The following is an 11,507-nucleotide window of genomic DNA, read 5'->3' on the forward strand; positions in this document are numbered from 1 at the left end:
CCTCCTTCATTAAAACCTGCTAAGAATTAATGACGACGGTGACGTAAGAAAGGTGGTGTATTTAAGCCATCATCTTCATCATTATCTTGTGAATTATCATTATCACTATCTGCTGAAGCAGAGCCAAAGACGTTAAAGTCCTGTTTTTCGATATTTTTGAACTCATTTTCTCGTGAATCATGAGAGACTTGACGGTCACCATTAATTTCTCGGTTCAAGTCCCAATCACCAAGCGGATCGCGCCTCTTAGAAGATTTTTCTGAAGCATCTGGCGCACTTTGCTGACGCTCATCGCGCACTTGACGTCGTGTTTCCTTTTTGGCTTTCTTTTTATCTATCCCAGTAGCAATAACTGTGACGATCACACTATCATCTAAGTTTTCATTGATCGAAGTTCCAAAGATAATATTAACGTCGCTGGTAGCTGCTTGAGCAACAATGTCTGATGCAGCTTGTGCTTCAAACAAACTAAGGTCTGGTCCGCCCGTAATGTTAAGCAAGACTTGCTCTGCACCATCGATCGAAACTTCCAACAGTGGTGAAGAAATAGCCTTTTTAGTAGCATCTTCAGTCCTATTTTCACCATTAGCTGAACCGATCCCCATTAATGCTGAACCTTGATTTTGCATAACAGTTTTAACGTCAGCAAAATCCAAGTTAACGTAACCAGGAGATGTGATCAAGTCAGAGATACCCTGAACACCTTGACGTAAAACATTATCAGCTTCCTGGAATGCTTCTAACATTGGAGTTTTCTTATCAACTATCTCTAACAAACGATTGTTAGCAATAATTATTAATGTATCGACTTGTTCTTTCATTTTTGCTACACCCTCAGCAGCAAAACGAGCACGTTTAGGGCCCTCAAAGGTGAACGGACGTGTAACAACCCCAACTGTTAAAGCTCCTTGCTCTTTAGCAGCTTTGGCAATGATCGGTGCTGCACCTGTACCAGTGCCGCCACCCATACCTGCAGTTACGAATACCATGTCAGCGCCGTTTAAACTTTCAGCAATTGCTTCTTCACTTTCTTGTCCTGCTTTACTACCTACATCTGGGTTGGCACCTGCACCAAGTCCCTTAGTCAACTTAGGTCCAAGTTGGATCTTCGTTTCAGCCTTAGAGTTTTGTAATGCTTGTACATCTGTATTAGCGACGATAAATTCAACGCCCTGAACATCATCTTCGATCATACGGTTGATAGCATTACCGCCCGCACCTCCGACACCAATAACCTTGATCGTAGCTCCAGTATTGTTTTCATTTGCATCTAGTGAAAATTCCATTATTGTTCCCTCCTATTAAAGTCGAGTTTAGTCAAAGAAGTTGTCAAACATATGTTTGAACTTATAACCAAATCCATTTTCCTCGCCGGAAGTCTGATTTTTCTTTGGTTCATCAGCATGGTTATTTTTCTTTGGTTTTTTTACTGGCTTTTGCTCTGGTCGAGAATTGCCTTTTTGTTGATTATCTAGATTTTGTCGTTTTGCCTTAGCAGAACCCAGCGTTTGTTTAACTATCAAATCGATCTCACTTTGTTTGGTAGCATATTCTACCAAACCGATCACTTGAGTAAAAGAAGGGATCCGTAAATTGATTTCTTGAGGAATATATACTCTAACTTGAACTTGAAAAATCTCTTCGGCAAGTTCAGCAATTCCAGGTAATGCGGCCATACCACCTGTCAAAACGACCCCGCCTGGTAATTGAAAAGCATTGATCTGTTCAAGTGCAGTTGCCAACTTTTCAAAAATTTGCCTTAAACGAGCCTCAATGATCTCCGACAAATATTGTTCGGTAACTTTTTCTGATTCTTGACGACCAACAACTTGTACAGGAAATGACTCTTCCTCGGAAGCTAAAGAAGACATGGCATAACCATAATTTCTTTTTAACATTTCTGCATTTTCAATTGAAGTATTCAAAACGACTGAAATGTCCCGAGTCACATAATCTCCACCTTCCTGGTCAAGATATGTATACTTCAATTTATGATCATGGACTACGGCTGCAGTTGTTTTCCCGCCGCCTAAGTCAACTACGATAGCTCCAAAATCCTGTTCACCGTCATTTAGAGCAACTTGCGATAAAGCAATTGGTGCCACAACAATATCAGAAACGGTCAAGCCAGCCCGTTCAACACATTTCTTTGTGTTATGTAAAATCGTCTTTGGCCCCGTATACATGACCCCTTGCATTTCCATCCGAACTCCGACCATTCCACGAGGATCTTTGATCCCATCAAATCCATCAACAGTAAATTCATCAGGAACAACATCGATCACACTTCGTTCAGGCGGCAAACTTTGTACTAAAGCTGCTTGTGTAACCTTACGAACATCATCTTCCGTAATTTCTTTAGCACTGCCATCTTCTTCACTAACAGCGATCATACCACGGCATTGCTCAATTTGTAGCATATTTGCCGGAATTCCAACAGTGACATCCGAAATGTCAATATTTGCTCGTTGTTCGGCTTGTTTTACTGCATCTTTAATTGAAGCTACTACCTGGTCAATGTCAACTATTACACCACGATTTAAGCCAACTGAACCCGTATTTCCATATCCGATAATGTTGAGCTGATTTTTTACAAACTCTGCTATGATAACCTTGATAGATGTAGTCCCAATGTCTAGTCCGACGAATATATCAGAATTATTCATCATTCAGCCCCCTAGTTATTTTTAATATTTTATATCACAAAAAGCTTATTAAGGAAATTCTACCATAGAAACGGTTTTAACTACCATGATTCTGCGGACAAATCAACAAATTTTCTCACTTTTTACCATACGGATACGAAAATGCACCTACTTCTAAATCAACAATTCCTGGACTATCCATATTTGCAGAAATATTTGGATAATATTTCATTTTCTTCTTAAGAGTTATTGATTTAGCAATTACCTGATTTCCATCATTCATGTACAGTTTGATCCTCTGCGGATCGACTTTGGTCGGTGCCGCATGTATTTCTGAAATGCTTTGTCTAATTTCAGGTGAAAGTTTGCTGAACTGTTGCGCTGTTTGGACCAATGGTTTTTTTGAGTCAAAAGAATAAAAGACCGGGTATTTTCCTGTGATCCTTTTTAGTTTTTCTGAGGACACTGAACCAACTGACGTGATCCGATAATAGGCAGAACCTTTCTTCAGGTATCCGACCATTGGATACTCTTGAGCTTTGATGGTTATCTTACTACCTTTATACGAAATATCAACAGATTTAACTGATGACACATTTTTTTTGATTTTTTGACTGATCTGTTCAGTTCGTGGCCAAACACCAAACAATGATTCATAATACCTCAGATCGGATGCTTCTAAAATTTCATTCTTGCTTTCCGGATAGGAACTATCGATTTTGACAGACATCACTCTGCTGAAAGGTAATATAAAATAAAAAGTGATCAGCGTGAGTGTTAGAAAAACAGACAATAAAACTTTTTCATGTTTTTTTAGACGTTGAGTACGCTTTTTTTTCATCTTCGGTAAATTTCTATCGTACTCAGGTCGAAGTTCTATTTTCTTTTTTTTGGCTTTCAAACGCTCCTGTCGTCGTTTTTGTTCTTGTTCCCATGGGGTCAGAGGGGCAGAAGAACGTTTTATCTTTTTATTTTTTTGCCATTTAAAGACCATGACCCTCTGCCCCCTCCCATCAACAAAAAATTTGGCGTAACTATAAACCATAGCACCATCAAAATGATCGACACAAAAAGAATTTACACTCTCTTAATGTTATCTAAAACCCCTAATAATTTATCTGCAGCATCTGGAACACCTGCTTTTTTAGCATTCTCGGCCATTGTCAAACGTAAATTATCATCACCCATCAATTCATCGATCTCTTTAAATAACGCTTCTGGGGTCAGATCCTGTTCTTTTAATAACTTAGCGGCTTTTTGATTGACTAAACTCAAAGCATTTTTAGTTTGATGATCATTTGTCACATACGGACTAGGCACTAAGATGCTCGGGATCCCGATCGCCGTAATTTCCGCCAAACTAGTTGCACCAGCGCGACCGAGAATTGCATCTATATCAGGTAAAATTTGTGGCATATCAGAAATATAAGGTTGAATAACAAAGTTACTTGGTACGTTTTTCGCCTCAGTTTGTTGCATTAGTTTATCATAATGCACCCGCCCAGTAACAAAAAGGACCTGATATTTACTTTCTTTAAACATTTGGGCAGCTGCTAGCGCAGTTTGATTAATTTTTTCTGCTCCGCGAGAACCGCCGAAAATCAATAAAGTTGGTCGTTCAGCATTTAAACCATATTTTTCTAATTTTTTATTAGGTTTGATCCCGACAACTTGTTGTGCGCGAGGATTACCCGTAAAAACTACCTTTTCAGCCGGAAAATCTTTTTTGACATCTGGAAAACAAATCCCGATTTTATCAACATAACGGCTCAAAAACTTATTGGTTACACCAGAAACGCTATTTTGTTCATGGATCAAAGTTGGTACACCAAGTTTTGCTGCAGCGTACACGACTGAACCACAAACATAGCCACCAGTTCCCACAACAACATCCGGTTTAAAATTTCGAATAATTTTCTTGGAATCTCTCACACTCTTTAAGAAAAGATAAACCGTCTTAAAATTTTCAAAACTCAAGGAACGTTTAAAGCCTTGAATTTGAATTGTTTCAAATGGAATTCCTGAATCTGGAACTATTTTACTTTCAAGTCCTTTTTTTGTACCGACATACAAAATTTCAGCATCTGGTTCTCTTTTTTTCAGTGCCTCGATCAATGCTAAAGCCGGATAGATATGTCCGCCCGTTCCACCACCAGATATCAATAATCGCATACTTTAAACCTCCATCTGCTTGATCAGTTTCTCAACTGCCTCAATGTATTTATCACCACGTACTTCAAAGGTTGGCCACTGATCCCAACTTGCACAAGCAGGTGATAATAAGATCACATCACCCGGTTCACTTAACTTAAAGGCCTGAGGAACAGCAACTGCAGCATCTTTTGCAAAAGCTATTTGTTCGATACCGGCCCTTTTGCCAACAGCTGCTAATTGTTGTGCTGTTTCCCCAAAAACAACTAGAGCATGAACATGCTTTTTTAACGGTTCTATTAAAGGTTCGAACGATAAGCCGCGATCTAAACCACCGGCTAATAAAACGACCAGTTTTTCAAAACTAGCGAGTGCCTTCTCAGTGGCTTCTATATTGGTTGCTTTGGAATCATTGTAAAAGAGCCGATTTTTGAAAGAGGTTAAGTATTGTGTGCGATGTTTGACACCAGAAAATGTCTTCAGTACTTCTACAATATGTTCATTACTCTGTCCTAAAAGTTTAGCAACGGCAATTGCTGCCAAGGCATTTTCTACGTTATGCTCACCCGGGATCTTAATTTCAGCAGCAGAAATGATTTTTTCATTTTTATAATAAAGTTGTCCCTTATGCAAATATGACCCAGCTTGAGTTGTCCCTGCTGCAGAAAATGGCACAATAGTTGCTTTTGAAACTGAACTAGCTTGTCGAGCTTCTTCATTATCCCAATTAACAATAAAATAATCCGCTGGTGTCTGATTCTTAGTAATATTAAGTTTAGCCTGTATATACTTTTCATGTGTACCATGAAAATCTGTATGAGCTTCATAAATATTAGTTAATACCGCAATATGTGGATGAAATTTTGTAATACTGTTGAGTTGAAAACTTGACAATTCAGTCACGATCACGTCATTCTTTTTAGCTTCCTGGGCAACCATTGAAACTGAAGTGCCAATGTTTCCTGCAGAATACACGTTTTGAAAACGCGAGAATTTCTTTAACATCAAGGAGATCAAAGTTGTAGTAGTTGTTTTTCCATTTGTGCCGGTTACGCCTAAAAGCGGAGCATCTGAAACTTCATAAGCCAATTCAGGTTCAGTGATCACTGGTATCTGCTGCGCTAGTGCTTTTTTTACTAATGGATTACTATATGGGATCCCAGGATTTTTAACCATTAATTGGCAATTTTCTAAGAGTTCCAAAGGGTGACTTCCTGTAACGACTTTGATCCCTTGCTGAGTTAGTTTGTTGACCAAACTTAAATCAGTTGGGACCTTTTTATCATTGACAGTCACATTAGCTTCTAACTTATGTAATAGCATAGCAGCATTCGAGCCACTGGTCCCTAACCCCAAAACTAATACATTCTTATTCTTATAATCTTTGATAGCTTTCATTTCTCTGACTCCTTTGTCTCGCTCATTTTTCCTGGCGTAAAATTCATAATTCTGAATAGCTATGTCAAATCTTTATGATTTTTTACGACATATAGTCAGTGAAAAACTTTGTTTTTTAAATTAAGTAAATTCTACAAAATGATCCATAATGACACAATAGCCATGATCAAACCGGTTGACCAAAAAACAACATCGATCTTCCAATCACTCCACCCGCTTAATTCAAAGTGATGGTGTAAGGGGCTCATCTTAAAGATCCTTTTACCAGTAGTTTTAAAGGAAATAACTTGTAAAATAACACTGGCTGTTTCTATCACAAAAATCAATCCGATAAATAGTAACGAAAGTTCATGTTGAACAAGGATCGACACAGCCCCAAGTGCACCTCCTAATGCTAAAGAGCCCATATCACCCATAAAAATCTTAGCAGGTTTTTTATTAAACAAAAAGAAACCGCAGAGTGCACCAATAACCGCTAAGCAAAAAATCAGTACATCATTTTGGTGTTGCACATGTGCAATGATCCCATATGCTCCAAAAGCAATGATCGCTTGTCCTGCTACCAAACCATCGATACCATCCGTTAAGTTGACCGCATTGGAAAAACCGATCAACCAAAATAATACAAACAATGCATAGACCCATGCAACATTCATATGCCATCCAAAAACATTCAACGTAAACGGCAGCCCTTCAAGTTTATAAACAACCAAAAAGATAACTCCACCGACGATTTGCCCTAATAACTTTTGCCAAGCCTTGAGACCTTCGTTTTGTTTCTTCATTAACTTGATAGAATCGTCAAAAAAGCCCAACGATCCATACAAAGCCAAAATAAAGTCTAAAATCAGTACTTGTACACTCAACTCATTCATGATCAAAGGAACAATGATAGCTGTCAAAACGATTGCTACATCAAATACTAACCCTCCCATTGTGGGCGTCCCAGATTTTTTTTCATGCCATTTAGGTCCTTCTTCACGAATCATTTGCCCAGCTTTCTTCTTGTGAGCAAAATTAATAAAAAATGGAATAAAAATAATTGTGAGAATAAAGCTGCATAAGGCTGTCCCTAACATTGCTAAAAAATTCATTCAAGCAACTCCTTTATATTTTTCATATTTAATGTTCTTGTAAATTAACTTTCAGTGATTTAACGCCAGTCAAATTTTGACCAGCTGCCACGCTTTGTTTGATCCCATAACCTGAGCCAGACAACTTGATATTTATACCGACCATTTGGCCGAAATTAACAATATCTGCTTGCGACCAGCCAGTCAGATCCGGCATAGTCAAATTCCCGTTGGTCAACAAAACAACACGTTCTCCCTTAATAACTTTAGCTCCAGGATCTTGTGATTGTTGCTTAACTTTATCACCCTTGCCGATCACTTCAACCTTTAAATCCTGTTTTTGCAATTTTTCTACAGCAGTATCAACATTGGAACCTTTAAAATCAGTGATCTTTTTGGTTGCAACTTGTGATTCATTTGTATCGTCATCCAGTGTCCGTTGCATTAAAGGATTAAAGATGGTCGAAAGTGCCTTAGTCGCCGTTTTTTCTTGACCATAACTTTTTGGACGTTCCATTGTCACATACAAAATGTATTTTGGATTATTGGCCGGTGCTATTCCTGCTACTGAGAATATATGATTAGTTTCTCCGTTCATATAACCACTGCCATTCTCATTAGCAATTTCTGCCGTACCTGTTTTCACTGCCACAGAATAATTGTTCAGTTTATAATCTTGCCCTGTTCCGTTTTCATCAGTCACAACTCGTTGCATCAAATTAAGGACCTGTTGACTAGTTGCTTTTTTAATCGGATGTCCAATTACAGTTGGCTGTGATTTATAAACTATCTTGTTCGTATTAGGATCTTTGATTTCCGATATTAATCGTGGCTTGACCATTTTTCCCCCGTTGGCAATTGCCGAAAAACCTTGCATCATTTGAAAAGTAGTCACATCAATACCTTGTCCATAAGACGTATTGGCCTGGTCGATCGGGTATTTATAACTGATCGATCCAGTGGACTCGTCCCCTAAGCCAGAATCAGTGCTTTTTAGAAAGCCAAATTTTTCCAAATATTTATACCATTCTTTTGCACCCATTTGCTGTTCAAGATGAGCCATACCCACATTTGAGGAACGAATAAAAGCTTGTTGATAATTGATCGTACCCCAACCAACTCTATTCCAATCATAAATTTTTTGCTTATCAACTTCATAACTTCCAGATTGGTAAGAAGCATCACCATTAAAGTTGCCGCTGTTGATGGCCGCCGCTGTAGTAAATATTTTCATAGTTGAGCCAGGCTCATAAGCGTCTGCCAGCAAAGTGTTGCGCCAAATGTCATTAATGCCTTCTCTTGTCTGTGGGTTAAAAGTCGGTCGCTGTGTAGCAGCAATAATATCACCAGATTTAGCGTTCATCAACATGACCCGTATCCCTTGCGGGTGATACCTATTTTGTGCTTGATCAGTTAGGCTTTCCAAATAATTTTGTAAACGTTGATCGATAGTAGTATAAATATTGTCGCCGTTTTTAACTTTACGCGTCTTACCATTACGGCCGGGAATATCGGTCCCTTGACTATCAAACGAGGACTCTTTAACCCCGTCTTTACCTTTCAAACGTCGTTCAAACTGCTTTTCAAGCCCCATTACACCAACTAAACGTCCATCGGTATTTTCAGCCAAACCGATCAAATGAGAAGCAAAATTTCCATTTGGATACAAGCGGGACTGCGAAGGAATAAACTTGATCCCAGGGATCTTAGCACTGGAAATAGCTTTTTTAGTTTCTAAAGAAATATTTTTGCCAGAGTTGCCAAGTTCAACTTGATACAAGTCTTTATTCTGAGGATTAAGGATATTCCAAACCTTTTTATAATCGATATGCAAGTTTTTGCTTAAAATAGACGCTGCCTGACGTTTTTTCGAATCAGGCAGATAATTGATCTTACCATTGTATGTAGCTTTTTTAGACAAGACAATATAAATTGAATAAGTGGTCGTGTCTTCAGCTATCGGCTGGGCATTAGAATCATAAATCGTTCCACGTTTTGCAGGTTGTCTTGTTTCAGCGTCATATAACTTAGCAACTTTTTTTTGCAAGTTTTGTCCATCGGCCTTGTGAAACACTGAGACATAAAAAAAGCGCCCAGTGAAAAGGATAAAAATCGCAATAACCACAAAGAAAATAAGTCTCCCCAAGTACTTGCGGTTATATTTTATGCCTTTCTCATTCACCGATTGCTTTTGTTTATTATTCATTTTGAAACATTCCTTGTATTTTGTTCATTCATTGACAAACCGGCCTTTTTTGCGAACGCATCAAGGCGTGAACGGCTTGTTAACTCTACTACTTCTTGCTTGGTATTCGCATTTTTTGATTGTATCGCTGAAATTTGTGAGTTGACCTTCTGCAGGTCAACCTGAGAAGAATTAAGATTTATTGCAGACGCTACTACAAAACAGGCTAGAATACTGACCCAAGCAGAAATTAATACTACCATAATTTTTTCAATTTTTAAATAAAATGCTTTTTTCGACTGCTGTTCGTTTTTATTTTGTTTTGTATGTACAGGTTGCGAAACTGGATCTGTCATTATTTGTCTTGCTGTATTCTGTGCCATTTAAATCACATCCTTCAAGTAATTATTAATTATTTGTCTATTTTTTCGATTACGCGTAATTTCGCAGAGTGCGCACGATGATTTCTTTCAAGCTCTTCTTTTGATGGAACGATTGGTTTTTTCGTAACTAACTTAAAATCCGGCTGCATTCCGCTGGGAATAACTGGCAAGCCGGGTGGTAAATCAGGGACACTGGCTTTTTCTTTGAACAAACCTTTAACTAAACGGTCTTCCAGAGATTGGAAGGTGATCACGCTTATTCTTCCGCCAGGAAGCAGCAGATCTAACGCCTGTTCCAAAGATTCCTCCAATGCACCAAGTTCATCGTTTACGGCAATTCGTAACGCTTGAAAGACCTTTTTAGCAGGGTGACCGCCATGTCTGCGTGCCTTAGCTGGAATACCTTGCTTGATCAGCTCCACTAATTGACCGGTTGTTTCTATTCGTTGTTCATTACGATCAGCTTCAATACGACGAGCAATCGACTTTGCATATTTTTCCTCGCCATACCGAAAAAAGATCCTGACTAACTCTTGATAAGACCACTCGTTGATGATCTTAGCAGCGGTCAATGGCTGGCCTTGATTCATACGCATATCTAGAGGAGCATCTTTCCGATAACTAAACCCTCGGGACGCAACATCAAATTGCGGTGAAGAAACACCTAGGTCATATACTAGACCATTAACACCGGTGATATCCTGCTGTTTTAACGACTGATTTAACTCACGAAAATTTTTTTGAATTAAAACCAGCTGACCGCTGTGAATATAAGTGGCTAAGTTTTTCTGATTATATTCAATTGCCGTTTCGTCTTGATCAAAGGAAAAAAGTTTTCCGTTTGGACCAAGTTCGGATAACAAACGACGAGAATGGCCACCACCACCCAAGGTACAGTCAACATAATAGCCGTCCCGTTTAACATCTAAATTTTCAATTGCCTCATTTAAAAGGACTGTTTCATGTTTAAACTCTGCCATAATAACTCCTCGCAATATCACGTGGTTAATAATTTTTGACCACTAAAATAGGTTACAAACCAAAATCGATCATATTTTCTGCAATATCATCAAAATTTTCTTCTGCCGAATCTGAAAATTCTTGCCAACGATCTTCTGACCAAATTTCAAAACGATTCGACACACCAACGATCACACATTTTTTATCCACACCAGCATGAGTTCGTAAAGATTGGGGAATATTGACCCTACCCTGCTTATCGAACTCGCTTTCCGTAGCAGCGGAATAAAAGAAACGTACAAAAGCACGTGCATCTCTTTTAGTTAAAGGAAGCTGCTTTAGCTTTTCTTCGAGGATCTGCCATTCTTCCATGGGATAGCCAAATAAACAGCCGTCCAGACCACGAGTTAAAACACATTTACCCGCTAATCCATCTCTGAACTTAGCAGGAATGATCAAACGTCCTTTAGTGTCTATCGAATGTCTGTATTCTCCCATGAACATTGGCGTCACCCCCCTAATTAACTTGTTAATTTAAATGTTACCACATATCCCCACTTTTAACCACTAAATGACACGAAAAACCCACTAAAAAAACGTTGATAGACTAGGAATTTGCATATTCAAACTAACGTTCCCATATGGTGCGAAAAGAGCATAAAAAAATAGCCGCCATATTTAAAGGTTCTATACTTTTTCCTGTTGATAGCTT

10 protein-coding genes are annotated in these 11,507 nt (G+C 38.6%); all 10 read right to left on the minus strand.

The features are described from left to right. Nucleotides 1-26: 26 nt before the first annotated feature. Entirely contained in the window at nt 27-1,286 is a 1,260-nt protein-coding gene (gene ftsZ, locus FC65_RS01910) for a cell division protein FtsZ (protein WP_056971347.1), read from the minus strand. Nucleotides 1,287-1,313: 27 nt separating this feature from the next. After that, nucleotides 1,314-2,666 carry a cell division protein FtsA gene (gene ftsA / locus FC65_RS01915; RefSeq protein WP_056971348.1) on the minus strand — a complete coding sequence of 451 codons (1,353 nt, stop codon included), beginning with the start codon at nt 2,664-2,666 and terminating at the stop codon, nt 1,314-1,316. A gap of 115 nt (nt 2,667-2,781) precedes the next feature. Further along, nucleotides 2,782-3,639, minus strand: a complete 858-nt coding sequence (locus FC65_RS01920) for a cell division protein FtsQ/DivIB (RefSeq protein WP_056971349.1) — start codon at nt 3,637-3,639, stop codon at nt 2,782-2,784. Between the two features lie 83 nt (nt 3,640-3,722). Beyond that, a complete protein-coding gene (gene murG / locus FC65_RS01925) occupies nt 3,723-4,817 on the minus strand; it encodes an undecaprenyldiphospho-muramoylpentapeptide beta-N-acetylglucosaminyltransferase (RefSeq protein ID WP_056971350.1) in 1,095 nt (364 codons plus the stop codon). Between the two features lie 3 nt (nt 4,818-4,820). Beyond that, entirely contained in the window at nt 4,821-6,194 is a 1,374-nt protein-coding gene (murD, locus tag FC65_RS01930) for a UDP-N-acetylmuramoyl-L-alanine--D-glutamate ligase (RefSeq protein WP_056971351.1), read from the minus strand. A 131-nt stretch (nt 6,195-6,325) separates the two neighbouring features. After that, on the minus strand, nt 6,326-7,288 hold the full coding sequence (gene mraY, locus FC65_RS01935) for a phospho-N-acetylmuramoyl-pentapeptide-transferase (RefSeq protein WP_056971352.1): 963 nt from the start codon (nt 7,286-7,288) through the stop codon (nt 6,326-6,328). 28 nt (nt 7,289-7,316) lie between these two features. Further along, nucleotides 7,317-9,473, minus strand: a complete 2,157-nt coding sequence (locus FC65_RS01940) for a penicillin-binding transpeptidase domain-containing protein (RefSeq protein ID WP_056971353.1) — start codon at nt 9,471-9,473, stop codon at nt 7,317-7,319. Further along, nucleotides 9,470-9,835 (minus strand): cell division protein FtsL, encoded by a 366-nt coding sequence (gene ftsL, locus FC65_RS01945; RefSeq protein WP_010494687.1) that lies wholly within the window; start codon nt 9,833-9,835, stop codon nt 9,470-9,472. The genes FC65_RS01940 and ftsL overlap by 4 nt, the downstream gene beginning before the upstream one ends. Before the next feature lie 29 nt (nt 9,836-9,864). Then, nucleotides 9,865-10,815 carry a 16S rRNA (cytosine(1402)-N(4))-methyltransferase RsmH gene (rsmH, locus tag FC65_RS01950; RefSeq protein ID WP_056971354.1) on the minus strand — a complete coding sequence of 317 codons (951 nt, stop codon included), beginning with the start codon at nt 10,813-10,815 and terminating at the stop codon, nt 9,865-9,867. 52 nt (nt 10,816-10,867) lie between these two features. Further along, nucleotides 10,868-11,299 (minus strand): division/cell wall cluster transcriptional repressor MraZ, encoded by a 432-nt coding sequence (gene mraZ / locus FC65_RS01955; protein WP_010494692.1) that lies wholly within the window; start codon nt 11,297-11,299, stop codon nt 10,868-10,870. Between the last annotated feature and the right edge of the window lie 208 nt (nt 11,300-11,507).

The sequence above is a fragment of the Ligilactobacillus acidipiscis DSM 15836 genome (assembly GCF_001435755.1).
Taxonomy (GTDB): Bacteria; Bacillota; Bacilli; order Lactobacillales; family Lactobacillaceae; genus Ligilactobacillus; species Ligilactobacillus acidipiscis.

Excerpts from the sequence above, each read along its gene's own strand:
- mraY (WP_056971352.1), bottom strand. The coding sequence starts at position 7,288 with ATGAATTTTTTAGCAATGTTAGGGACAGCCTTATGCAGCTTTATTCTC.
- ftsA (WP_056971348.1), bottom strand. The coding sequence starts at position 2,666 with ATGAATAATTCTGATATATTCGTCGGACTAGACATTGGGACTACATCT.
- murG (WP_056971350.1), bottom strand. The coding sequence starts at position 4,817 with ATGCGATTATTGATATCTGGTGGTGGAACGGGCGGACATATCTATCCG.
- ftsZ (WP_056971347.1), bottom strand. The coding sequence starts at position 1,286 with ATGGAATTTTCACTAGATGCAAATGAAAACAATACTGGAGCTACGATC.
- FC65_RS01920 (WP_056971349.1), bottom strand. The coding sequence starts at position 3,639 with ATGGTCTTTAAATGGCAAAAAAATAAAAAGATAAAACGTTCTTCTGCC.
- rsmH (WP_056971354.1), bottom strand. The coding sequence starts at position 10,815 with ATGGCAGAGTTTAAACATGAAACAGTCCTTTTAAATGAGGCAATTGAA.
- FC65_RS01940 (WP_056971353.1), bottom strand. The coding sequence starts at position 9,473 with ATGAATAATAAACAAAAGCAATCGGTGAATGAGAAAGGCATAAAATAT.
- mraZ (WP_010494692.1), bottom strand. The coding sequence starts at position 11,299 with ATGTTCATGGGAGAATACAGACATTCGATAGACACTAAAGGACGTTTG.
- ftsL (WP_010494687.1), bottom strand. The coding sequence starts at position 9,835 with ATGGCACAGAATACAGCAAGACAAATAATGACAGATCCAGTTTCGCAA.
- murD (WP_056971351.1), bottom strand. The coding sequence starts at position 6,194 with ATGAAAGCTATCAAAGATTATAAGAATAAGAATGTATTAGTTTTGGGG.